At 64.1% G+C, this 24,217-nt stretch carries 21 protein-coding genes, 1 tRNA gene and 1 riboswitch; of the genes, 15 read left to right on the top strand and 7 right to left on the bottom strand.

What is annotated here, in order from left to right; genetic code table 11:
• Window positions 1-33 precede the first annotated feature (33 nt).
• The 5 genes from FAZ21_RS15080 to rtcR all read right to left on the bottom strand — a co-directional run bounded on the left by FAZ21_RS15080 (window position 34) and on the right by rtcR (window position 6,301).
• Window positions 34-1,620, bottom strand: coding sequence for a GGDEF domain-containing protein (locus tag FAZ21_RS15080; protein WP_169307428.1), 1,587 nt, complete (start codon window positions 1,618-1,620; stop codon window positions 34-36).
• Window positions 1,621-1,750: 130 nt separating this feature from the next.
• Entirely contained in the window at window positions 1,751-2,689 is a 939-nt protein-coding gene (locus FAZ21_RS15075) for a tetratricopeptide repeat protein (protein ID WP_169307427.1), read from the bottom strand.
• A gap of 438 nt (window positions 2,690-3,127) precedes the next feature.
• Window positions 3,128-4,171, bottom strand: a complete 1,044-nt coding sequence (locus tag FAZ21_RS15070) for a tetratricopeptide repeat protein (protein ID WP_136774271.1) — start codon at window positions 4,169-4,171, stop codon at window positions 3,128-3,130.
• Between the two features lie 189 nt (window positions 4,172-4,360).
• Window positions 4,361-4,642 carry a hypothetical protein gene (locus FAZ21_RS15065; protein WP_136774270.1) on the bottom strand — a complete coding sequence of 94 codons (282 nt, stop codon included), beginning with the start codon at window positions 4,640-4,642 and terminating at the stop codon, window positions 4,361-4,363.
• 39 nt (window positions 4,643-4,681) lie between these two features.
• Window positions 4,682-6,301 (bottom strand): RNA repair transcriptional activator RtcR, encoded by a 1,620-nt coding sequence (gene rtcR, locus FAZ21_RS15060; protein WP_136774269.1) that lies wholly within the window; start codon window positions 6,299-6,301, stop codon window positions 4,682-4,684.
• A 316-nt stretch (window positions 6,302-6,617) separates the two neighbouring features.
• Between rtcR and FAZ21_RS15055 the strand changes: the two genes are divergently transcribed.
• The 7 genes from FAZ21_RS15055 to FAZ21_RS15025 all read left to right on the top strand — a co-directional run bounded on the left by FAZ21_RS15055 (window position 6,618) and on the right by FAZ21_RS15025 (window position 12,643).
• Window positions 6,618-6,686: transfer RNA gene (locus FAZ21_RS15055), tRNA-Phe, on the top strand.
• A gap of 257 nt (window positions 6,687-6,943) precedes the next feature.
• Window positions 6,944-8,083 (top strand): slipin family protein, encoded by a 1,140-nt coding sequence (locus FAZ21_RS15050; protein WP_136774268.1) that lies wholly within the window; start codon window positions 6,944-6,946, stop codon window positions 8,081-8,083.
• A gap of 45 nt (window positions 8,084-8,128) precedes the next feature.
• Window positions 8,129-8,488: a zinc-ribbon domain-containing protein gene (locus tag FAZ21_RS15045; RefSeq protein WP_136774267.1), complete on the top strand. Its 360-nt coding sequence runs from the start codon at window positions 8,129-8,131 to the stop codon at window positions 8,486-8,488.
• 24 nt (window positions 8,489-8,512) lie between these two features.
• A complete protein-coding gene (locus FAZ21_RS15040; RefSeq protein WP_136774266.1) occupies window positions 8,513-9,727 on the top strand; it encodes an RtcB family protein in 1,215 nt (404 codons plus the stop codon).
• Between the two features lie 49 nt (window positions 9,728-9,776).
• The gene (locus FAZ21_RS15035) at window positions 9,777-10,571 is read left to right on the top strand and encodes a nucleotidyltransferase domain-containing protein (RefSeq protein ID WP_136774265.1); all 795 of its coding nucleotides are present in this window, start codon (window positions 9,777-9,779) and stop codon (window positions 10,569-10,571) included.
• Window positions 10,572-10,878: 307 nt separating this feature from the next.
• The gene (gene rtcA / locus FAZ21_RS15030) at window positions 10,879-11,919 is read left to right on the top strand and encodes an RNA 3'-terminal phosphate cyclase (RefSeq protein WP_136774264.1); all 1,041 of its coding nucleotides are present in this window, start codon (window positions 10,879-10,881) and stop codon (window positions 11,917-11,919) included.
• A gap of 259 nt (window positions 11,920-12,178) precedes the next feature.
• The gene (locus tag FAZ21_RS15025; RefSeq protein ID WP_211243479.1) at window positions 12,179-12,643 is read left to right on the top strand and encodes an ASCH domain-containing protein; all 465 of its coding nucleotides are present in this window, start codon (window positions 12,179-12,181) and stop codon (window positions 12,641-12,643) included.
• Between the two features lie 497 nt (window positions 12,644-13,140).
• On the opposite strand, the gene ahcY is transcribed toward FAZ21_RS15025, so the two are convergent.
• Entirely contained in the window at window positions 13,141-14,541 is a 1,401-nt protein-coding gene (gene ahcY, locus FAZ21_RS15020; RefSeq protein ID WP_136774262.1) for an adenosylhomocysteinase, read from the bottom strand.
• A 254-nt stretch (window positions 14,542-14,795) separates the two neighbouring features.
• Window positions 14,796-14,889: riboswitch (S-adenosyl-L-homocysteine riboswitch) on the bottom strand.
• A gap of 16 nt (window positions 14,890-14,905) precedes the next feature.
• Window positions 14,906-16,234: a polyamine export protein PaeA gene (gene paeA, locus FAZ21_RS15015; protein ID WP_136774261.1), complete on the bottom strand. Its 1,329-nt coding sequence runs from the start codon at window positions 16,232-16,234 to the stop codon at window positions 14,906-14,908.
• A 320-nt stretch (window positions 16,235-16,554) separates the two neighbouring features.
• On the opposite strand from paeA, the gene FAZ21_RS15010 reads away from it, so the two are divergent.
• The 8 genes from FAZ21_RS15010 (at window position 16,555) to FAZ21_RS14975 (ending at window position 24,207) form a co-directional block, all read left to right on the top strand.
• The gene (locus tag FAZ21_RS15010) at window positions 16,555-17,184 is read left to right on the top strand and encodes a lipid-binding SYLF domain-containing protein (RefSeq protein ID WP_136774260.1); all 630 of its coding nucleotides are present in this window, start codon (window positions 16,555-16,557) and stop codon (window positions 17,182-17,184) included.
• A gap of 148 nt (window positions 17,185-17,332) precedes the next feature.
• Window positions 17,333-18,268 (top strand): tRNA modification radical SAM protein MnmL/YtqA, encoded by a 936-nt coding sequence (mnmL, locus tag FAZ21_RS15005; RefSeq protein ID WP_136774259.1) that lies wholly within the window; start codon window positions 17,333-17,335, stop codon window positions 18,266-18,268.
• 133 nt (window positions 18,269-18,401) lie between these two features.
• Window positions 18,402-19,271 carry a hypothetical protein gene (locus tag FAZ21_RS15000; RefSeq protein ID WP_136774258.1) on the top strand — a complete coding sequence of 290 codons (870 nt, stop codon included), beginning with the start codon at window positions 18,402-18,404 and terminating at the stop codon, window positions 19,269-19,271.
• Window positions 19,272-19,485: 214 nt separating this feature from the next.
• A complete protein-coding gene (locus FAZ21_RS14995; RefSeq protein ID WP_136774257.1) occupies window positions 19,486-20,319 on the top strand; it encodes an NADPH-dependent oxidoreductase in 834 nt (277 codons plus the stop codon).
• Between the two features lie 181 nt (window positions 20,320-20,500).
• Complete coding sequence (locus FAZ21_RS14990; RefSeq protein WP_136774256.1) at window positions 20,501-21,301, top strand: class I SAM-dependent methyltransferase; 801 nt, start codon at window positions 20,501-20,503, stop codon at window positions 21,299-21,301.
• 321 nt (window positions 21,302-21,622) lie between these two features.
• On the top strand, window positions 21,623-22,240 hold the full coding sequence (locus FAZ21_RS14985) for a glutathione S-transferase C-terminal domain-containing protein (protein WP_136774255.1): 618 nt from the start codon (window positions 21,623-21,625) through the stop codon (window positions 22,238-22,240).
• A 200-nt stretch (window positions 22,241-22,440) separates the two neighbouring features.
• Window positions 22,441-23,037, top strand: a complete 597-nt coding sequence (ssuE, locus tag FAZ21_RS14980) for an NADPH-dependent FMN reductase (protein ID WP_136774254.1) — start codon at window positions 22,441-22,443, stop codon at window positions 23,035-23,037.
• 240 nt (window positions 23,038-23,277) lie between these two features.
• Entirely contained in the window at window positions 23,278-24,207 is a 930-nt protein-coding gene (locus FAZ21_RS14975) for a sulfonate ABC transporter substrate-binding protein (RefSeq protein WP_136774253.1), read from the top strand.
• The last annotated feature ends 10 nt before the right edge of the window (window positions 24,208-24,217 follow it).

The following is a 24,217-nucleotide window of genomic DNA, read 5'->3' as shown; positions in this document are numbered from 1 at the left end:
GGCGGGGCGGGGGTGTTCCTGCCAAAGGGGCGCCTAGGTGGAAACGCGATTGCGCCCGCTGGTCTTGGCCCCGTAAAGATGACGGTCGGCGTTCTCGATCAGCTCGGTGAGCGTCAACTCATATTGCCGCTCGGCAACGCCGACGCTCAGGGTCAGCCCGAGACCTTCGACAATGTGGTTCCAGCTCCATTCGGCCACCAGCCGGCGCAAGCGCTCGGCGACTTCCACGGCGGCGTGGATATCGCGCCCTGGCAGCAGCACCAGGAATTCCTCGCCGCCGAAGCGACCGACCACATCGTCCTGGCGACAGCCGGATTTGAGCAGCGCCGCGACCTGCCGCAGCACCTTGTCGCCGACCAGATGGCCGAACTCGTCGTTCACCAGTTTGAAATGATCGATATCGAGCAGCAGCAGTGCCAGCGGCGTACCGTCCTCGCGGCAGCGGCCGAAGACGGTGCCGCCCAGGCGTTCCAGGCCACGGCGGTTGAGCACGCCGGTCAGGCTGTCCTGGCTGGCCATGCGTTCGGCACGGCGCAGCTCGCGGCGCTGGCTGGCGTGCTGGCGCTTGAGCCCGTCGTTTTCCAGCCGCGCCTTTTCGATTTCCAGTCGCATTTCCATGGCCTGCATCTTGAACGGCGAGGTCTGCCGCATCACCTCGAGCTGGCGATCGTGATAATGCTTGAAGTGCTGCAATGCCTGCGCGTACTCGCCCAGCATTTCCTGTGCGGTGGCGAAATGCAGCTCCACCTGTAACAGCAGGTGCTGCGCGCCGATCTGGTAGGCCAGTTCGCGTGCTTCCTGCAAGTGGCGGATGGCGCCGACGGGGTGGCCGCGCGCCAGTTCCACCTGCCCCATCGCCACGCGGCTGTTGGCTTCGCCCCACAGCTTGCCGAAGCGCTGGCAGACATCGATGGCGATGTAGAGGTGACGCTCGGCCAGGTCGGGCTGGCCTTGTGCCAGCCGCACCAGCCCGATGGCGTGGTGGGCGTCGGCCTCGAACTCACGATTCTTGGTATGCAGCGCACGGTTCAGGCCGATTTCCAGCTCGTGCAGTGCTTCATCCAGGCGCCGCAGTTGCAGTAGATCCATGCCGATATTGATCGGCACCATGGCATGCAGGTGTTCGGGCACCTCCGCGTTCAGCGCGTCGCGCGCCTTTTCGTGGTGGCGCAGCGCGGTATCGAAATCCTGATGGGCGAAGTAGATTTGGCCGATGCCGATCAGCGCCATCACGTAGCTTTCCTGCGCCGCGTGATCGCGCGAGACGTCCAGGCATTGTGCCCAGTACTGGAGCGCGCGGTCGTAATCGGCCAGTGTGTAGTACGAGCGGGCGATTTCCTGGATGCACTCGGCCACCGGAATGCGCAGGCCATAGACCTCCGCCAGGAACAGGCTGTGCCGCATCATCGCCACGGCTTCCAGGTAGCCGCCCTGGAGCGTGACGGCCATGGCCGCGTTGATCAGGCCGTGCACGAAGCCATTGCTGTAGGACAACGTCACCGACTGCCGACAAGCCAGCTCCGCAATCACGCGGCTTTCTTCGCTGCGGGAATGGAAAAGAATGCGCGCCTGCGCGTTGAGCGCATCGACGGATTCCAGGGTCGGGCTGGACTGATCCATTGAAGACCGGTGATTTGAAAGGGTTATTCGCCAAGATAGCCCTCGGCGCGGGGGGCGGCAAGACATGGCTTGCAAGGGGGGCAGGCCGAAATGTATGTATCTGGCGGCCCCGGGCGAAGCGGCGCCCGATTTATTCGAGCAGGCGCAATTCCAGGTTGGCAAAGCGTGGGCAGTGAGTCTGCATGAACAGCTTCTGCCGCAGGCTTTCGTGCCGCGCCTGATGCTGCGCGGCCGCTTCGGCATCGCCGCTGCGCAGGTGCAACTCGGCCAGCGATTGCTCCAGTTCGGACAGCAATGGCAGCGAACTCATCGATTCGGCCAGCATTTGCGCGCGGGCGAACTGCTCGACCGCCATGTCCAGTTCGTCCGATTCCAGGCTGCATCGACCCAGCCGCAACAGCACCGAGGCCTCGCCCCAGGTGTTGATGTGCAGGCGATTGATTTTCAGCGCCACCATCAGGCTCATGCGCGCGGCTTCGTACTCGCCCGCCTGCATGCGGATCAGGCCGAACATGCCGAAGATCTCCGCTTCGAACTGGTAGTTCTGGTCTTCGCGCACCAACGGCAGGGTCTTCTTGAGGATGGCGATGGCTTCGTCGGCGCGGCCCAGTTGCACCAGGTCGGCGGCGATATTGATGAAGCTGGTGCAGGTGAGATAGACGTTGTCGCAGTTCTCGGCCAGTTGCGCGGCACGCTGGTGATGGGCCAGCGCCAGTTCGAGATGCTGATGGGCGTAGCGCAACTGTCCCAGCCCGATATGGGCCTGGATACGCTCAGCAGCGTTGATCTGGCTGTCTTCGAGTTCGATGCAGGCGCACCAGCAGTCGGCGGCGCGGTCGTAGTCGCCCAGCGTGTAGGCAACGCGCCCGGCCAGTTGCAGCGCCTCGCCACGGGCGGCGCCGATATCCCGCTTTTCACCGAGCACCAGCGCTTCCAGCAGCGTGTCCTGGGCTTCGAGCGAGCGGCCGAACATGAACAGACCATGCGCGAACACCGTCAGCGCTTGCGATTCGCTTTGCGCATCGTCCTGGCTCTGCGCCAGCTTGCGGGCCTGGGTCGCCAAGGCCATTGCTTCGGCACTTTGGTGGTGGACCAGCTTTCGGGCACGCTGCAACAAGATGGGGAGATCAGTCATGGTGATAGGGCCGCAATCAGGCGTGAAGCGTAACATGCGCCCTCCCGGTCCCCAACTGGGGCGCCGGGTGGGCAGGAGGGGTCAGGTCGCTGCGCACCCGGGCGGTGCGTCATTGCCGGGGGCAGTCCTTCGCGCGCCGGTGCCGTTGCGCACGCGATTGATGAACACCGCGCTCGCGACCGGCCCGGGCTGGCCGCGCCGGGCTTGCTGGCGGGGGAGGGGGTGAACAGTGATTCGATTCATTGACGGCTCCACGCGTTTGGAAGCGCTTTCTTGCCGTTCCGCATCATTCGCGTATGCGGGCATTACTGGAGAAAGCGGAATGATCCTTGCATTGGCGCGGGCAATGACGCCCCTCGCCACCGGCGTCCGTCACGGATGAGGGGCGGACGTCGGGCTGATTCCTGACGCGAGGCGTTGTTCCAGGGCCTGAAGCTTGTTGTAGGAGCTGGTACTGACGATGCGCTTGTAGGCTTCCTGGTACAACCGATGATGGTGCTCTGCTGCGGGTTGATCGCCCAACTGGCGGTAGATCTGTGCCAGCAGGTGATGTGCTTTGAAGGTCTTGTGGCCGGTGCCGGTCTCGTTGGAGCGGTCCAGCGCATGGTGGATGGCCTTGAGGGCCGCATCCAGGCGCCCCTCGGCCACCAGGATGCGCGATTTAAGCATCAGTTCCGAGGTCTCGCCCCAGTGCCACACGCGGCGCAGTTGTTCGGCCTGGGCAACGAAATCCCACGCGGTGGCGGTGTCGCCCAGGCCCAGCGCCACCTCGGCGCGATAGACCAGGATCTCGCCCTGGTACTCCTTGTGACCATCCTTCAGCGCCAGCGGCCAGGCCAGATCGAGCGTGGCGTTCGCGTCCTGCCAGAGATGCAGCGCGATCTGATCGGCGGCCAGGTTGATCCAGACCCGCGCGCGCAGTTCCAGCGTCATCTGGTCGGTGGTCAGCGCCTGTGCGTTCAGGTGCTGCGCCAACGCCATGGGAAATTGCTCGTGGGCGAAATACACCTGTCCCAGGCCAATGTACGCATAGATGCGGGTTTCGGTGGAGAAGCCGTTGGCATCGCCGGTCAGGCAATCCGCCCAGTAGGAAATGGCCTCGTCGAAATCGCCCTGGGTGTAATAGGCGCCGGCCAGTTCCTGGAGCAACTCGCCGCGCAGCGCGGGCAGGTCTTCCGTTTCCGCGATGGTCAGCGCCTTCAGGTGCGCCATCTGCCCTTCGGGAATCTGGCCGAAGGCGAACAGCATGTTGCCGTAGCGCTGCCACGCGCTGGCTGCCAGCAGCGGCTCCGGACAGGCGCTTGCCAGGCGGCTGGCGTCTTCGGCCAGCTTGAGCGACGCATGCGGCTCGGTGTAGGTGAGCCGGATGCTTTCGTTGATCAGGTGCGTGATTTCGGCAAGGGCGGCCGTATGCATGGCGGATGTCGGGAAAAGGGTAATTCGAGCCTACCGCGATTCCCCTGGCCCTTCAAGGCGGGATGACGGGATGCTGACGGAGGGGCCAGGCATACAGGAAAAATCAGGTCGCTTGATGCCCGCAAACCCGCGTCACTGCGTGTTCCCGGGTACACGGCGAGCGAAGGAAAATTTGTAAGGAAAAATGCCTCAGTCCTGCTCCCGCCACAGCAGGCGTTTGCACTGGCGGCACATGAACTGGCGGCGATAATCGGTCAGCCGGGCCAGGCCGAGATCCAGCATCTCGCGTCCGTCGCAATGGCAGCAGCCGGGGTGCGCTGCTTCGTCGCTACGGGTCTGGGGGTGCATGGCCAGGTACTCATCGCGCGTGGGCAGGCGGCGCCAGTAGCGGTCCAGCCAGGGGTTGTAGGTGATCAGATAGAACAGACCGGCAACAGCGGCCAGGGCGAGGGCTAGCCAGAGATAAATCATTGATATGGGCCTTGCGAAGTTTGAATTTTTACTTACGGATCAAGTGTGCCCACGGGCCGGGGCCTGCGTATTGATCCAGGTGTGGATTTTTTGCCAATCCAGGTCGTAACGCGCCAGATATTTGCGCAGGCGATCCGCATCGTTGGGCTTGGCCTTCTCCTGGCGCGACACACTGAACAGTCGCCGGCCGGCATCGGACAGCGTATCGGCCTGGCGGCAGACTGCGATCACGTTTTCCAGTTGCAGCCGATCGAACAGGTCGAGCTGTGCGTGGCGCTCGCCGAGCAGATCGTGCAGTGGCGATGCATCCTGTGCCCGCCAGCTACCGCGCAGACGGGCGATTTCCTCTTCCACCCCGGCTTCGGTGATGCGCCCCGCGTCGGCCAGCGTAGCCATGCGCGTGACCGAGGCCGACAGCTCGCGGAAGTTGCCGCTCCAGGTGGCGTCGGGCGAAGCGGCGAACTTCAGATAGGCGCGCCGTGCCTCGGCATTGAAGCGCACCTGCTCGCCGTATTCCGCGGCAAACCGGGCCAGCTCGAAATCCAGGTTCGGTTCCAGATCCTCGACGCGCTCCGCCAGCCCCGGCAGCGCGTAGGTCCACAGGTTGATCCGCGCGTGGAGGTCTTCGCGAAAACGGCCCTGGGCCACCCACTGGCCCAGGTCGCGCATGGTGCCGGCGATCAACTGGAAGCCGCTGGTTACCTCGCGATCGCTGCCGAATGGGAAGAAGCGTTTTTCCTCGATGGCCTTGAGCAGCATTGCCTGCTCGTCCAGCCCCAGCTCGCCGATTTCATCGAGAAACAGCAGCCCGCCGTCCGCGCTGCGCAACAGCCCGGCGCGCTCGGTCTGCGCGCCGGTGAATGCGCCTTTCACATGGCCGAACAGATCGGACATCGCATTGACGCCGCGTAGTGTGGCGCAGTTGACCTCGACAAAGCGGCCGGTGAGCTGATGTCGCGCCTTTTTCATCTCGTAGATGCGCCGCGCCAGGAACGATTTGCCGGCGCCGGTGGGGCCGCACAGTAGCATCGGTGCCTTCGAGCGCGCTGCCACGCGCTCGATCTGCTCGATCATCCGGTTGAAGCGCGCATTGCGCGTGGCGATGCCGGATTTGAGAAACGACAGCGTCTCCGCCTGCTCGTGGGCAAACCGGGTGGCGATCTTGTCGTAGCGCGACAGATCCAGGTCGATCAGCGCGTAACTACCGGCCACGCCTTGTTCCTTGCGCTGGATCGGCGGTGACGTCTGCACCAGCCGTGCCGGCAGATAGCGTGCCTCCGCCAGCAGGAACCAGCAGATCTGCGCTACGTGCGTGCCAGTGGTGATGTGGATCAGGTAATCCTCGTGGTCCGGGTCGAAGGCATAGCCTCGCGCGAAATCGTGCAGCGCGCTGTAAACCTCCTCGAAATCCCACGGATCGCGCAGGTTGATCTCCACGCTGCGTACTTCGGTGCCGGGCGAGACCTGTGCGATGTCCTGCTGCAAGCGGGCAAACAGCCCCCGGCTGCGGCTGTCGTGCAGCAGCTCCAGCCGGTCGATCAGCAGGTCTTCCTGCTGGCACAGCCCGATGGTGGGTCGCCACTTGTCCCAACGCTGGCCGCCCTTGCCGACGTAATCGAGTGTGGTGCCGACAAAGCCAAAGGCGACGGTCTTCTTCATCGAATTATACAAAAAGATAAATAACGATCGAATTGTATATGAAATTCCGACATGGGTTTATGGCTTGGTGATGGTGGTAAAGATAAAAATCAATCAAAAACATAGTGTTATGGAATTTTTCTTCATCGTTGAGCATCTGGCACGACTTTTGCTAACTATTCCAGGGACTGCCGCAACGATGTGCGCCCTGGGGTAAGCGGTTCGAATACCGCACCGGCACGCAGGCATCGTGGGTTGATCCCGCGTGTACCGCCGCAACGAAGCACAGTCAGCGCGACGCTGGTGTCCAGTCGGGTTCGATTCCCGACGTCGCTCCTTCGGAAGCTCAATGGGTAGAGCAACGGCCAAAAGCCGTGTGTCGCGGGTTCGACTCCCGCCCGAAACACCTTCTCCGGTGTCTTGTAAACGAAGTACCCGGCGCGGTGGCGACACCGCCGCTGGTCTGGCCCGGCTGGCGCATCGCCCCCCGGCAGCCCCTCGCAAAGCGCCCCGCGCTGAGCGCGACACTGGCGGTAGCGGTGTCCGCGTGACAGGCCGGCACATTGCGAGCGGCCCCCGGTTGGTCATGCGACGGTCCGGCCAGACCAGCGCCCGCCGGCTTTTGCGGCGCCAACGGCGCTACTGAAAAAAGGAAAAAGAAAAATGATGCTGCAACGATTCCTGGTTCGTAAGAACGAACGTGCGCTGCTACTGCGTGATGGCGACTTCGTCGCTGTGCTGAACCCCGGTACTTATCTGCGCACCGGGCTGCGCCAACGCTTCAGCGCCTGCACCTATCCGCTGACCGAAGCGCTGTTCGAACACCCGTTGGCCGAATACCTGCGCCAGTACGAACCGGCCGTGGTGGCTGAACACTTTGACATGTTCGATCTGGGCGACAACGAAGCCGGCCTGCGCTTCGAGAACGACACGCTGGTCGAGATCGTGCCGCCCGGCTCGCGCCGGATGTACTGGGGGGCGGCGATGCCACAACGCTTCGAGCGCATCGATCTGCTGCAGGACTGGGCGGTGCCGTCTGACCTGTTGGCGCGGATCGCGCAACCGGCATTGCGCGGCAAGGCCATCGTCGGTCTGGGCGCAGTGCTGAACGTACTGGTGCCGGACGGACAGGTGGGCGTGCTGCGGGTGAACGGTCAGCGCGTGGCGCTGTTGCAGCCGGGACGCTATGCATACTGGCGCTTCAACCGCGACGTGGCGGTCGATCTGGTGGATACCCGGTTGCAGGCGATGGAAATCACCGGCCAGGAAATCCTCACCCGCGACAAGGTCAGCCTGCGGATCAACCTGGCGGCCAACTGGTTGTTCGACGATGTGGCGCTGGCGTTCTCGCGCTTGCCCAAGCCGCTGGAGCATGTCTACCGCGAACTGCAATTCGGACTGCGCGCCGCCGTGGGTACCCGCACGCTCGATGAGCTGCTGGAAAACAAGCAGGTGATCGACGACGTGGTGGGGCTGCACGTTGCCACCCGACTGACCGGCTTCGGCGTACGGGTGGTCAGCCTGGGGGTGAAGGACATTGTCCTGCCCGGCGAGATGAAAGCGCTGCTGGCGCAGGTGGTGGAGGCCGAAAAGGCGGCGCAGGCCAACGTGATTCGCCGCCGCGAGGAAACCGGTGCCACACGCTCGCTGCTGAATACCGCCAGGGTGATGGAGGACAACCCCACCGCGTTACGGCTCAAGGAGCTGGAAACGCTGGAGCGCCTGGCTGAACGCATCGACCGGATTTCGGTGTTCGGTGGCCTGGACCAGCTGTTGAACGGGCTGGTGAAACTGAAGGTATAGCGATGCCCGGCGGAACGGCTCCGCCGGGCGCGGAAGGAAAGCATGATGCAAAGCGGAAAACAAAAACGCGCCGCCATCATGGTGCGACGCAAACTCGTACGGGATCAGATGGCGATGGCGCGTATTGCGCCGCCCCCGCCCCGCCCCAAAGGCGCGGTCACGGTCGATGCGGCGCATCTGGCGCCCTACAGCAACAGCTATGGCGTACCGAGCTTCGTGATGCGCGGTTACTACGTAGACCTGGCATTCACCTGCCGTGATTGTGGCGCCCACCAGGTGTGGACGGCCGCACAGCAACAGTGGTGGTACGAAACCGCCAAGGGTTATGTGTATTCGAGCGCCGTGCGCTGCCTGGGCTGCCGACAGCAGCGCCGCCGCGCCCTGGCCGGATCGACCAAGCAATAGCAAGCAATAGAGAGAACCAGGAACATGAACAAGTACGATACCCTCGCCGTCGAGCACGGCGCCCCGATCAAGATGTGGACGCAAGGCGTGCCGGTGGAAGACGAAGCACGCGCGCAACTGATGAACACCGCGCGCATGCCCTTCATCTACAAGCACCTGGCCGTGATGCCGGATGTGCACCTGGGTAAGGGTTCGACCATCGGTAGCGTGATTCCCACGCTGGGCGCCATCATCCCCGCGGCGGTGGGCGTGGATATCGGCTGCGGCATGATGGCCGCCCGCACCACGCTGACCGCGTCGGACCTGCCGGATAACCTGGCTGGGCTGCGCAGCGCCATCGAAGCCGCCGTGCCGCACGGCCGTACTCCCGGCAAGCGCGATAAAGGGTCTTGGGATACGCCGCCCGAGACCGTGGATGCCATGTGGGGCGAACTGGCCATCGGTTTCAAGGCCATCACCGACAAGTATCCCAAGCTGAAGAACACCAACAACCACAAGCACCTGGGAACGCTGGGAACCGGTAACCACTTCATCGAAGTGTGCCTGGACGAAGAAAACCGCGTCTGGTTCATGCTGCATTCCGGATCGCGCGGGGTGGGGAACGCCATCGGCAACCTGTTCATCGAACTGGCCCAGGCCGATATGCGCCAGCACATCGCCAACCTGCCGCACCGTGACCTGGCGTACTTCACCGAAGGCAGCCAGCACTTCGACGACTACGTGGAAGCCGTGGGCTGGGCGCAGGATTTTGCGCGCCGTAACCGCGCGGTGATGATGCAGAACGTCATCGCCGCCGCGCGCCGCGTGATCACCAAGCCGTTCGCGGCCGACGTGGAAGCGGTGAACTGCCACCACAACTACGTGCAGAAGGAAACGCACTTCGGCCACGAGGTGCTGGTTACGCGTAAGGGCGCGGTCTCGGCGCAGAAGGGCCAATTGGGCATCATCCCCGGTTCGATGGGCGCCAAGAGCTTCATCGTGCGCGGCCTCGGCAACGAGGAAGCGTTCTGCTCATGCAGCCACGGCGCCGGTCGTACCATGAGCCGGACCCAGGCCAAGAAGCGCTTTACCGTGGATGACCAGATCCAGGCCACCGCGCACGTGGAATGCCGCAAGGATGCCGACGTGATCGACGAAATCCCGATGGCCTACAAGGACATCGATGCCGTGATGACCGCCCAATCCGAACTGGTGGAAATCGTGCATACGCTGCGCCAGGTGGTGTGTGTGAAGGGATAGGCCCGACCACCTGTGCGGTCGGTGCCATAAAAAAAAGGAAGTAGAACCCATGGACATCCTCAGCGCCCATCCCATCGACCCCGCCGTACGCGAACGGGTCATGGCCGAACTGGCCGCCATCGAAACGCGGCACGACGTGCGGGTGTTGTTCGCTTGCGAATCGGGCAGTCGGGGCTGGGGCTTTGCCTCGCCCGATAGCGATTACGACGTGCGCTTTCTCTACGTGCACCGGCTCGACTGGTACCTGCGGGTGGAGCCGCAGCGCGATGTGATCGAAGTACCGATCAGCGACGAACTCGATGTCGCGGGCTGGGAGTTACGCAAGGCGTTGCAACTGCTGCGCCGTTCCAACCCAACATTGCTGGAATGGCTGGATTCGCCGGTGATCTATCGCCAGGACGACGCGGCTGTGGCGCGGCTACGCGCGTTGTCGGAGGGCTTCTTTTCCGAGCGCAAGGGGCGCTGGCATTACCTGATGATGGCCAGGAAGAACTTTCGCGGTTATCTCCAGGGCGACACGGTGCGGTTGAAGAAGTACCTCTACGTATTGCGTCCGCTGTTGGCCGCGCGCTGGATCGATGCTGGGCGCGGCAGGCCGCCGATGCGCTTTGCCGAACTGGTCGAAGCCATGGTTGGAGAGGTCGCGCTGTGCGAGGAAATCAACCGCCTGCTGGCGATCAAGATGGCGGCCGGCGAGGCCGAACATGGCCCACGCTTTCCACTGATCCATGCCTTTATCGAACGTGAACTGGCGACGGAACAGGCGCCGCAGGATTTCAACAGACCCGAAGGGGACGACGCAGCGCTGGATCGGCTGCTGTTCGACATGGTGACTGCGCCCTAGGGTGAATCGACCTTCAAACATGGGATGCGTTGGTCCGTGGGCCGGATGGCTGCACGAAGCGCGGCGCCGCAGAGAGCCTTCCTCTCTGCAAGCCGTGCGACAAAGCAGACACCGACCCACGGACCAACCCGAAGGGAAGGAAGAAGGCCGGGCGCATGGCTGCGTTGTGCCTCGCTCGTGGGGATCACCCCACTTCGCTTGGCACGCCTTGCCCTGCATCCGGCCTTCCTCCTTCGCACCCACGTTTGAAGGTCGATTCACCCTAGTGGTGCCGGCACCCCCAGGGCAAATTACAAAGAACAAAAAAATGAATCAGACCAAAACAAGAAACTGGATCGAACTCGATGGTGCGCAGGGCGAGGGCGGCGGTCAGGTGCTGCGTAGTGCGCTTACCTTGTCGATGATCACCGGTCGTCCGTTTCGCATCGAACGCATCCGTGCCGGACGCGGCAAACCCGGTTTGCTGCGCCAGCATCTGACGGCGGTCCAGGCCGCCGCCACCATCTGTGGCGCCACCGTGCAGGGCGCGGCGCTGGGCTCGCAATGCCTGAGCTTTGAACCGGGCGTCATCCGTGGCGGCGACTACCGCTTTACGATCGGCAGCGCCGGCAGTTGCACGCTGGTGCTGCAAACCGTGCTGCCGGCGCTGTGGTTTGCCGACACGCCGAGCACGGTGGCTGTGAGTGGCGGTACCCATAACAAAGCCGCTCCCCCGGTGGATTTCCTGATCCGTGCCTGGCAACCGCTGCTGGCGCGCATGGGGGTACGGCAGCAGCTGGCATTGCTGCGCCACGGTTTCTACCCCGCGGGCGGCGGCGAAGTCAGCGCCAGCGTACAGCCGTGTGACGGACTGCGCCCGCTCGACCTGAGCACGCGCGGCGACCGGCTGCACCTGCACGCGCAAGCGCTGGTGGCGGGCGTGCCGGTGGGGGTGGCCCATCGCGAACTGGCACGGCTGAATGCGCGGCTGGAAGGCATTACCGGCGAAGCACGCGTCCTGCCTTTGCAGGAAGGCCCCGGCAATGCCTTGCTGATCGAAATTGCGCATGCCGAGGTGACTGAACTGATCACCGCCTTCGGTGAACGTGGCACCAGTGCCGAAGCAGTGGCCGACCACGCCGCTCGCGAAGCGTTGCACTATCTGGCGAGCAAGGCGGCGGTGGGCGAGCACCTGGCGGATCAACTGTTGCTGCCGATGGCGCTGGCCCGGGGCGGCACATTCACCGCCAGCAGCGCATCGTCGCACCTGCACACCAACAAAGCTGTGGTCGAGCGTTTTCTGCCGGTGCGGATCGAGATCGACACGGACGATAGCGGCATGGCGCGGATTGGCGTGAGCCAGGGGTAGTGCTGATTGGAGTGTGGGCGCTGCGGCGTGGCAGTGACAGATCACAGCAACAAGGGCCTGGCGTGATGACACCAGGCCCTTTTGCCATGCAAGGCAGCGAGGCTTGCTGCTCTGTTCGTGGGAGGTCGGCATGTGCTTGTCGTTCTGCGCATGAAAGTCCGCAAGATCGGCATGGATGTGGTGGTTATGAATACATCAATCCAAGAGGAGAATTTGCTGCATTGCAAATACAAGGACAAAACGAAGCGACATGGACTCCATGACCCCAAGCCAACGGACTTATTGGCAGGCCTTCCTGCGCGACACCGGCCGCCCGCTGGATACCCCTTTTTATGGCTGCGATGTGATCGGCGACACCCGCGAGTTGATCGCGGAACTGATGGCGCTGGTACTGTCGGGCAAGAAGCGTGCGACCACCTCGTGCCTGGCGGAGTACGAAACCAGCGGTGAAGCGCCGCCCCAGGTTGGCAGCCTGACCTTGCTCACCGATTTCGATGGCAACCCCGCCTGCGTGATCGAAACCACTGCGGTCACCCCGCTGCGCTTTTGCGACATGACCTTCGACCTGTGCCAGCGCGAAGGCGAGGACGATTGCCTGGAGAGCTGGGTGAACAACCACCAGACCTTCTTTGGCCGCGAAGGCGCAGCCAAAGGCTACCCCTTCACCCCGGAAAGCCTGGTGCTGTTCGAAGACTTCGAAGTCGTTTACCCACCAGCCAGCTAGGAAAAAAGAAGCGTCTCCCATGTGGGGGCGCTCTTTTTGGTTGTCGGCCGAAGGACTACGGGTATCCCATTGGGACTCATTGGTTCAATGCTCAGCTTGGCTCCATCCAGCGCCAGACCAAGCGCACCTACCCAATCCAACTGACCTGAACCATGCCAGCGCCCCCCCTCGCGCCTCAAGGCGCGGCCCCCTCGCGGCGGCGAGGGCGGGGGAGTGGGTTGGATCAAGTACCTATCGGATTGAGCGGGGATGTACCACGTGCTTCAGCCCCAGCCCGGCTCTGCCGGGCGCCAGCCCAAAGCCGGCACCCAGCCAACTCGGACCACACCAGCGTCCCCGTCGCGCCTCAAGGCGCGGCCCCCTCGCGGCGGCGAGGGCGGGGGGAGTGGGTTGGATCAAGTACCTATCGGATTGAGCGGGGATGTGCCACGTGCTTCAGCCTCAGCCCGGCTTCGCCGGGCGCCAGCCCAAAGCCGGCGCCCTACAAACCCAACCGCTCAATACCGATAGTGAGCGGGCTTGAAAGGCCCATCCTTCGGCACGCCGATGTAGGCGGCCTGCTGGTCGGTCAGCGTGGTCAGTTTGGCACCGATCTTCTTCAGGTGCAGGCGTGCCACCATTTCGTCCAGTTGTTTCGGCAGCACGTACACGCCTACCGGGTATTCGCCCTGCTTGGTGAACAGTTCGATCTGCGCCAGCGTCTGGTTGGCGAACGAGTTCGACATCACGAAGCTGGGGTGGCCAGTGCCGCAGCCCAGATTCACCAACCGTCCTTCGGCCAGCAGGATGATGCGCTTGCCGTCGGTGAATTCGATGTGGTCCACCTGCGGCTTGATGTTGTCCCAGTTGTACTGGCGCAGGCTGGCCACTTCGATTTCGCTGTCGAAGTGCCCGATGTTGCAGACGATGGCGTTGTGGCGCATGGCCTTCATGTGATCGTGCGTGATCACCGAGACGTTGCCGGTGGTGGTGACGAAGATGTCGCCCTGACTGGCCACGTCGTCCATTGTCACCACGCGGTAGCCTTCCATGGCCGCCTGCAAGGCGCAGATCGGGTCGATCTCGGTGACCCATACCGTGGCGCCCAGGCCGCGCAGGCTTTGCGCGCAGCCCTTGCCCACGTCGCCGTAGCCCAGCACCACAGCGATCTTGCCGGCGATCATCACGTCGGTGGCGCGCTTGATGCCGTCCACCAGGCTTTCGCGGCAACCGTACAGGTTGTCGAACTTGGATTTGGTGACCGAGTCGTTGACGTTGATCGCGGGGAAGGCCAGCTTGCCCTGTTCGTGCATCTGGTACAGGCGATGCACGCCGGTGGTGGTTTCCTCGGTTACGCCGATGATCCGGGCCAGGCGCGTGGAATACCACTTGGCATCCTTGGCCAGTTGCGCCTTGATCGCGGCATAGAGCACGGTTTCTTCTTCGTTGGTGGGGTTGCCCACCACGGAAATATCCTGCTCAGCGCGCGCGCCCAGATGCAGCAGCAAGGTGGCGTCGCCGCCGTCGTCCAGGATCATGTTGGCGTACTGGTCGGCGCCCCACTCGAAGATACGGTGGGTGAACTGCCAGTATTCCTCCAGCGATTCGCCCTTGTAGGCGAACACGGGAATGTTGGCGGCGGCGATGGCGGCCGCGGCGTGATCCTGGGTGGAGAAGATATTGCACGAGGCCCAGCGCACTTCGGCACCCAGAGCCACCAGCGTTTCGATCAATACGCCGGTCTGGATGGTCATGTGCAGACTGCCGGCGATGCGCGCGCCCTTCAGCGGCTGGCGTCCGGCGTATTCCTCGCGCACGGCCATCAGGCCCGGCATTTCGGTTTCGGCAATGTTCAGTTCCTTGCGGCCCCAGGCGGCAAGGGACAGGTCGGCGACCTGGAAGTCTTTGAATTCGGCCACAGTGTGTGCTCCTGGTGTGGCCGGGAAGGGCGCTCGCGCGGTCGGAGTTCGACGCTGCTCACCTGTGCGCCCCGTGCCCGGCACGGGTTTCCGGGCCGCTGACTAAACCCTGCTGGGAACGGCGCATCGCCCTTCGAGGCGTGGCACGAACATCTTCGTCCATGTGCCTTGCCAGCATCGTTGCATCGGGTTTGGTCAGCGGCCCGTCGATTCGCTCACGACGCGCGGTTGCGCGGCATCGCTGGCGATTCACGGTCAGGTGAGCGTCGTTGGACGGCATGGCGGGTAGCCGCTACCGGGTCCGAGCCTGGGATGGCGGATAGCCGTCTCGCAACGCTCCTCGGGGAGTCGCAATGATAGCGAATCAGCCTTCGCTTGCCGAGTCCGGGGCGGGGGGCGTCATCTCCCGGGTGACCATCACCTGGTCCACCCGCAGGTGGTCCACGTCCACCACTTCGAAGCGATAGCCCGACAGGTTCACCGACTCCGCCTTGCGCGGAAGCTTTTTCAGCACCCACATCATCAGCCCGGCCACGGTTTCGTAGCTTTCCTCGTGCGGCAGTTCGTCCAGGCCCAGCACCTTGCGCAGATCGTCCACCGGGGTGGAGCCATCCACCAGCCATGAGTTGGCGTCGCGTTGCACGATCAGTTCGTCGCCCGGCAGCGCACCGGCGCCGATCAGGTGGCCGGTTACGTCGGCCAGCGAGATCACGCCGACCACCAGCGCGTATTCGTTGACCACCACGGCGAAATCCTCGCGCGCCTCGCGAAAGCGATCGAGCATCTCGGCCAGCGACAGTGTGTCCGGCACCGCCAGCAGCCGTTCGCTGGTGGCATGCTTCAGGCTGGCCAGCAGGTTGCCGCCGCGCTCGCCGGCCAGCGAGTGCGCCAGTAGCAGCTTGGTCGCCACGTAGGCATAGGCGTTGTCGATCCCATCGCGGCACAACGGGTACTTGGAGTGTGGCGCACCGGCGATCTTGGCGCGCAGCATGGCTTCGTCGTCGTCCACCAGAAAGTAGGTGACCTGCTCGCGCGGCGTCATTGCGCTGGTCACGTAGCGCTCGCCCAGTTCGAACACGTTTTCGATCACGTGGTGTTCGGTACGCGCCACCGTGCCGGCGGCGGCACCCGCGTCGATCACGGCGACGATCTCGTCGGCGGTCATCGATTCGTCGCGCCGGGCCGGCAGTTTGAATAGCCGCAATATCGCGTTGGCAACGCCGTCGAACAGCAGCACCAGCGGTCGCAGCACCCAGGCGCAGCCCAGCATTGGCCGCACCACCGTCACGGCACAGCGCTCCGGCGCCAGCATTGCCAGCCGCTTGGGGATCAGGTCGGCAAACTGGATGAACAGCGCGGTGGTCAGCAGGAAGGTAAGCAGGAATCCCAGGTTGTCCGCGGCGTTTCCCTCGGGGAAATGGGCGGAAAGCCATGCGCTGGCGCGGGCCGAAAAAGTGGCCTCGCCCACCAGACCGCCCAGGATCGACACCGCGTTCACCCCGATCTGCACCACGGTGAAGAAGTCGCCCGGGCGTGACTGCAAGGCGATTACCCGCGCCGCATCGGCGTTGCCTTCCTCCGCCATCCGTTGCAGGCGAAAGCGTCGCGCGGCGGCGAGCGATATTTCGGAAATCGAGAAAAATGCGCTGGCCGCGATCAGCAGCAGCACGAACAGACCGGTACTCAACGTCATGGGACTTCCTTTGGCGCGGTGGCGGATGGCCGCGCGGTCGAACGAGGTCATGCCCGCGAGGGCGGGCGCTTCGAGGGTAGCGCAATGCACCGCTTTTGCAGAATGTGACGTTCGTCCAACGGCCTTGTCTGTTTTAAGACATGCCGGCGGTTGCCGTCGCCCACACTGGGCTCACCACTTCGACTCCGTAGATCGAGCGCCACGCAACATGGCGCTTTCCGCGCCTTTCCTACGGTGCTGAGCGGGCTTGTCCTACATCGAAGCCTTCACCCCGCGCGTAACGTGCAGGGGGTGGTCTCCCATCTCAAAGGATAAACATCATGTTCAAGAAAACGTTGATTGCCATGGGCACCCTGGCCCTCGCCCTGGGCATGCAGGCCCATGCCGATTCCGTCGCTCCGGAAAAGGCCGATGGCGCCCACATGAAGGACCCGCAAGCCCAACAGGCGAAGAAGACGCCGGCCGAACGCCGCGCCGGCATCCGCAAGATGGCCCAGGAAAGCCTGAACGAGATCTACAGCAAGTACCCCGACGCGAAGGACCAGATTGCCAAGGCCGCGGGCTATGCCGTGTTCAATACCGGCAGCGTGCAGGTGATCTTCCTCGGCGCTGGCGGTGGCGATGGTGTGGCGGTTCGCAACGGCAAGGAAACCTTCATGAAGGTGGCACAGGCCAAGGCCGGCCTGGGCCTGGGCGCCAAGAACTCGCGCCTGGTGCTGGTGTTCACCGACAAGGCGGCATTCGACAAATTCGTGAACAAGGGCTGGGCCTTCGAAGGCCAGGCCACCGCAGCGGCCAAGGCGGGCGATACTGGCGGCGGCATCGCCGGCGCCACGCTGATCGCGCCCAAGGTCTATGGCTATCAGTTCACCGAGAACGGCCTGACCGCCGAAGCCACGGTGGCGGCGGGCAAGTACTTCAAGGACAAGGAACTGAACCAGGGCAAGTAAGGCCGCGTGCCTTCGGCGACATCGCTCGCCTGAGCAAAGCCCCCGGCCCGACCGGGGGTTTCTTTTTGTAGTGCAAGCCTGCCTTGTAACAAGTTGCAGCGCCCGCGTCGCGGTTATCGTGGTTTTCTTTCCCGCTGCGATCTTCCTCATGCAACTGCACCTGCGCGTTAACATGTTCGGCCCCGACCTGCACCGGCGCCATGGGCAGAAGGTGCACAAGCTGGCGCTGCATGGCGGTTTTTCCTGCCCCAACCGCGACGGTACGCTGGGGCGCGGTGGCTGCACCTTCTGCAACGTGGAATCGTTCGCCGACGAAGCCATGCAACACCAGGACATCGCCACCCAGTTGGCCGAACAGATGGGCAAGGTGGATCGCGCCCTGCGTTACCTGGCGTATTTCCAGGCCTACACCAGTACCTACGATGAAGTCTGCCGGCTGCGCGCCATGTACGAATCCGCGCTGGCGCAGGCGGATATCGTCGGCCTGTGCGTCGGCACTAGGCCGGACTGCGTGCCCGACGCCGTGCTGGAACTGCTGGCCGGCTATCAGCGGAGCGGCTGCGAAGTCTGGCTGGAGCTGGGCTTGCAAACTGCCAACAATCACACGCTGCGCAAGATCAATCGCGGCCACGATTTCGCCTGCTATCAGCACACCGCCCGCGCCGCCCGCGCGCTGGGGCTGAAAGTGTGCACCCATCTCATCGTCGGCCTGCCGGGGGAAACGCATGGTCATGCACTGGAAACACTGGGTGCGGTGCTGGCCACCGGCGTGGATGGCCTCAAGCTGCATCCGCTGATGGTGGTGCAGGGCAGCACGCTGGAACGCGTGTGGCAGCGCGGGCGCATCGCGCCGCTGACGCTGGATGATTACGCTCGCACTGCCGGTGAACTGATCCGCCACACGCCAGCCGACGTGGTGTTCCACCGTGTCTCCGCCACCGCGCGCCGCCCCACGCTGCTGGCGCCGGACTGGTGTGAAAATCACTGGCTGGGCATGCAGGCCATCGAACGCTATCTGGTCGAACACGGCAGCCAGGGTTGCGCGGTGGGCGAACCGTGGAACGCGGTGCCGGTGGCGGGTTGAAGCTGTTGCCCGATGGTGGTCGCAAGCTGGTGTGGTGAACCGCAAAAGATGGGATAGTGCCGCCCCATTCATGCCGGGCGGGTAGACCTGCACGCAGCAGGCGACCCATTCGCGGTCAACCAGGGGGAATGTCGTGGGAATCATCAAATACATGGCGCTGTGCGCCGGCCTGCTGGCCGTCGTCGTGGCGCACGGGGCCGAGGCGGAGCGCAAGTATCTGAATCCGGCCGAGGTGAAGGAGGTGAACAACGTGGTGGTCCTGCGCCAGGACACGCCTGAATGGTATGACGTCTCCAACAACGTCAACCCGTGGTTCGCGTTCGGAATGCTGGGCGCGCTGCTCAGCACGCTGGACCCCAACTCGGATGCCGGTCCCTTCATGCCGTCGCTGATCTCGGGCAAGGGTCATAAGCTGACCAAGGCCATGGATCCAGCCACCACCAATCTGCAAGGCGCGCTGGCCGACCAGATTGCCGCCGGCCTGGCGCAGCGTGGCTACGTCACCAAGGTAGTGGGTTTTGCCGATCAGAAGCAGTTCGTCGAAACCGTCGCCCGCCTGCGGCAGGACGCCGGGGTGGATGCGATCCTGGTCACCAAGCTGTACTCGGCGTTCATCTCCCGTTCGATCATCTCGCCCTACGAGCCGTATTTGCTGGTCAACACGGCCTTTCTGAACAACCGCAGCGGGGCCACGCTGTACCAGCAAGACCTTACCTATGGTTTTTCCTTCTTCAAGCAGAAGAGCATCCACGTCGGTAGCGGGCTGAGTTCGTCTTTCGACAACATGGACCAGTTGCTTGCCCAGCCGCAGGTGCCTCGTAAGGCGTTGTACACCGGCGTGACCCGGGTGGCCGAGCAGGTCGTCATCGACCTGGGCAAGTTCTCGCCCCCGCTGCCGGAGCCAGAGCCGGAAGAAGAAGCCGCACCGGTGGCCGACGATGCCTCGGCGGTTGTCACCGAAAACGATGCGATCGAACCGCTCGCAGACAGCGTCGAGCCCTGAGCGCCTGTTCCAGGCCTTTTCACGGCGGTGGGCGGCGCAGTGCCGGGCCTCCGCTTGCGGCTTCGTGTGCTGCCAGGCCAACCGATTGCTGCGCGCCATGCTGCAAATGCAGCAGTCCTGCCCAGTCTGGCCCAGGCAATACGCGGCCTGACGCGCTGGTATGGCGTTTGCTCCGGGGGTGGTTCCGATTGCCACCCACCGAGAACCGCCCGCCATGGGAAACCCTGCCGACTTCGATCCACTGACGCTTGCCAATCGCCGCTATGGTCGCGATGAACTGCGCACGTTGCCGGACTTCAACGCCACGCTCGCCACCCAGTTGAGCCATCGTTCCGTGCGCGCGTTCACGCCCGAGCCACTGGCCGACGGCACGCTGGAACTGCTGCTGGCTGCCGCGCAATCGGCGCCCAGCTCATCCAATCTCCAGGTGTGGAGCGCCGTGGCAGTGCGGCAACCGGCGCGCAAGGCACGGCTGGCGGCGCTGGCCAACCACCAGACGCAGATCGTCGAGGCGCCATTGCTGCTGGTATTCCTGGCCGACCTGTCGCGATTGCATCGCATCGGCGCTGCGCAGGGCGAACCGTTGGTGGGCGCCGATTATCTCGACACCGCGCTGATGGGCTTCATCGATGCCGCGCTGGCGGCGCAGAACGTCGTCACCGCCGCCGAATCGCTGGGGCTGGGCACCGTCTACATCGGCGCGCTGCGCAACCGCCCGGAGGAAGTGGCCGCCGAGCTGGGGCTACCCCTGCACGTCGCGCCGGCCTTCGGCCTGGTGGTGGGTCATCCCGACCCGGCCCGGCCGACCGCGGTGAAGCCGCGCCTGCCGCAACGCGCCGTGCTGCACCACGAACAGTATTCCAGCGGCCCGGAAGCGGCCGCCGTGGCGGAGTACGACGACCTTATCCAGCATTTCCAGGCTACCCAGGCGCTGCCGCAGCAGGCGTGGAGTCGCCAGGCCGTGGCGCGTTTACGCGGGCCGGAGTCGCTGTCCGGCCGCCACCGGCTGCGCGAGGCGCTGGCGCAACTGGGCTTTCCGCTGATCTAGCGCCAGGAATGGCCGCATTGGGCATGGCCGGGAAACCGGCACCGGTGCTCGACGGCCTGGGCGCGCTGGCTATGACGCGATGGCCCCGGCCCGTTTCCCGGCGCAAAGCCACTTCCGGTCCGGCGCATCCGAACCACCCGTATCGCCATGAACCGTTCGATCCCACCCTTGGAGCGCCCCCATGCCCAGCCTTGCCCTCGATACGCCTGAACTGGCGGAACAATACGATCAGGTCAGCGACCTGCAATACGAACACGGCCAGTACCTGTTGCGGGCGCTGGCGCTCAAGCCTGGTGAAGCGTTGCTCGACGTGGGCAGTGGCACTGGCCGGTTGGCGGAATACGCCGCGCGCCACTATGTGGGCGTCACTGGCCGCGTGGTCGGCGTCGATCCGCTGCCGTTGCGCATCGAGATCGCGCGCCGGCGCGGACTACCGCAACTGTCGTTCGACGTCGCGCGGGGCGAAGACCTGACGCGCTTTTCCGATGGCGAGTTCGACGCGCTGGTGCTCAACAGCGTCTACCACTGGCTGCCGGACAAAGCGCCGGTACTGGCCGAGGCGTTTCGCGTGCTCAAACCGGGTGGGCGCATCGCCATCAGCACGGCCAGCCGCGAGCGGCCGCACGACATCCAGCAGGTGCTGGCACGAGTACTGGCACGCGCCGGCCTGGGCCGCGCCACTTCGTCCGGCAGCACGCCATTCCGTGTCAGCCACGCCGAACTGGCGCGGCAACTGGAGGAAGGCGGCTTCTTCATCGATGAAATCCGCTTGCGGCGCTTTCCCGACCATTTCCCCAACGTCGATGCGGTACTGGCATTCAGCAGTGCCAGCTCGTTCGGCAACTTCCTTGGCGACTTCGTCCCCGAGGTGCGCGCGCAGCTGCTGCCGGCGCTACGCCAGGCATTGCAGGAGCTGGCGACGCCGAACGGGTTGCTGCTGCATCGCAATCTGCATTTCGCGTTGGCGCACCGGCCGGTGTAGGTGAGCCATCTTGGTACTTGATGCAAAAAAAGGCAGATCCAGGTCCCCGCGACTGAACACCCGCAGCGCGGATGGCTTGGTGCCCTCAACGGCCGGGCAGGCCGGTTCATTTCTTCTGCGCGGCCAAAAGAACCGAGCCAAAGAAAAGGGCCGCTTGCGTCTTCGCCCCTCCGGGGCTCCCTCGATCGGTCGGGAGCCTAAGGTCTCCCTCCACTCCTCAGCGCCATGTAACGGAACCTGAAAACCCGTTGCGTGCGAAGGGAAGCGGTCGTGACACAAGACCGATCAAACCACTCACTTCTTTCACTACAAGGAATAACCATGCCCCATCAACTGTTCGTTTCGCCTGGCGCGTGTTCGCTGGGTGCCCATGTCGTCGTGCGCGAGCTGGATCTGCCGGTCGAGATCGTGCTGTCGCCGCCGCGCGACCCCGCGTCGCGCATCCACAGCGTCAACCCGCTGGGCCGCGTGCCGGCGCTGCTGCTGGACGATGGCACCGTCATCACGGAGAACAGCGCCATCCTGCCGTTCCTGGCGGACCTTGCGCCGGGTACATCCCTGTTTGCGCCGGCCGGCAGCGCTGAGCGCGGGTTGATCCAATCGTGGATCGGCTACTTCAGCGCCGAGGTACATGCTGGCGGCTTCCGCCAGGTGAACCGTCCCGAGCGCTACGCGGAAGACCCGGCCAGCCATGAAGGCGTGCGCGCGCAATCCAGGCGCACGCTGCATGCCACCGTGGCGCACATCGATCGCCACCTCGCCACGCGCGATTGGCTGGTGGGTGGTCGTTTCACCATTGCCGACGCTTACCTGGGCGTATTCGTCCGCTGGATCGCCCGCCTCGGCCCTGAGTTCGCCGAATTCGATGCCCTCAACCGCTACCGCGAGGCCTACCAGGCGCGTCCCTCGGTGCTGGCCGCGCTGGCGGCGGAGGGGTAGGGGTGCGTGAGGGGTGAGGGGTAAAGGCAGCAGCAACAACTCCGGCACCTGCTTTTGCTGCTGCCTTTACCCCTCACTCCTCACACTTTTATTTCCATTGGAAATAAAAGAATCATTCAAAAGTATTTGCAGCACTAATAACGACGACATAAATTCCTTCCTGTTCTGTAAATAACAGCCGTTATTCCAGGGAGAAAATCATGCCGACCGTCGTCACGCTCTCGGGCAGCCCCAGCAGCCGGTCCCGTTCGCAAGGGTTGCTCAACCATGCCGCCACGCGACTGGCGGCGCAGGGCATCGAGATCCAGCCGTTTACGCTGGCCGATTTTCCGGCCGAGGCGCTGGTGTTCGCCCACTTCGATCACCCCGACATCCAACGGTTGCACCAGGCGGTTGCCCAGGCCGACGGCCTGGTGGTCGCTACGCCGGTCTACAAGGCGGCGTATTCCGGCGCACTGAAGCTGTTGCTCGATCTGTTGCCCGAACGCGCGCTGTCGCACCACGCGGTATTGCCGCTGGCCACGGGTGGCAGCAATGCCCACATGCTGGCTGTCGATTACGCATTGCAGCCAGTGCTGGCGGCGCTGAAGGCGCGTCACATCGTCGGCGGGGTGTACGGCACCGACCAGGAACTGAGCTGGGGCGAGGACGGCACGCTGCAACTGGCGTCCGGCATCGCCGAGCGCCTGGAAGACGTACTGGCGCGCTTCATCGCCCACCTGCCCAACCCTGGCCGCGCCCAGCTCGACCCGCATGCGCTGCATGACCGGGTCCGGATCGCCGCGATTTCCGTTTGAGCATGAGCCGGAAATGACATGGCAATCCGTGGCGGTGCGCTACCCAGGCAAGGCCCCCGGCAAAGCCGGTCGCGAGCGGGGCGGCTGTGCGCCGGTAGCCAGCCCACCTTGATTGATTCCACTCCCCCGCCCTCACCGTAGCAAGGGGGCCTCGCCTGGCTCGGGGCGGTGTGGGTTCGCTGTATCGCAATGAATGAAAACAATCGATTCGAACCAATAACCACCATTTGGAGAACACCCATGAAACGTATCCTGACCGCCGCCCTGGCCGGGCTGGCCCTGACCTTCGCGGCGCATGCCGCCCACGCCGAGGAACTGCGCATCGGCTTCCAGAAATACGGCACGCTCACCGTGCTCAAGGCGCGCGGCACGCTGGAACAGCGGCTCAAGCCGCTGGGCTTCACTGTGCGCTGGGTGGAGTTCCCGGCCGGGCCGCAACTGCTGGAAGGGCTGAATGTCGGAGCCATCGACTTCGGCACCACCGGCGAAGCGCCGCCGATCTTCGCCCAGGCCGCCGGTGCCAGGCTGGTTTACGTCGGCAACGAACCGCCGGCGCCGGCTAGCGAAGCCATCGTGGTGCCCAAGAATTCGTCGCTGAAATCGGTGAAGGAACTCAAGGGCAAGAAAGTGGCGCTGAACAAGGGCTCCAACGTGCACTTCCTGCTGGTGAAGGCGCTGGAGGAAGCCGGCCTGAAGTGGACCGACATCCAGCCGGTGTACCTGCCGCCGGCCGACGCGCGCGCCGCGTTCGAGCGCGGCTCGGTCGAAGCGTGGGTGATCTGGGATCCGTTCCTCGCCGCCGCCGAAAAGCAGTTGAACGCCCGCGTGCTGCGCGATGGCAAGGGCCTGGTGGCCAACCACCAGTTCTTCCTGGCCGAGCGCGGCTTCGCCGAGCGCAATCCCAAGGTGTTGAGCACCGTACTCGACGAACTGGACAAGACTGACGAGTGGGCCGCCGCCAACCAGGCCGAAGTGGTCAAGCAGATCGCCCCGCTGCTGGGCCTGCCGGCCGACATCGTGCAGCTCGCGGTGGCGCGCTACAGCTACGGCGTGCAGCCGGTGACCGCCAAGGTGGCCGACGCCCAGCAACAGATCGCCGATGTGTTCCACGACCTGAAGCTGATTCCGAAGCCGATCAAGGTGAAGGACGCGCTGGTTCCCGCTAAATAAGGGGCTGGCC

The sequence above is a fragment of the Chitiniphilus eburneus genome, from assembly GCF_005048205.1.
Classification (GTDB): domain Bacteria; phylum Pseudomonadota; class Gammaproteobacteria; order Burkholderiales; family Chitinibacteraceae; genus Chitiniphilus; species Chitiniphilus eburneus.
This window is presented reverse-complemented; position numbering and strand designations above follow the sequence as displayed.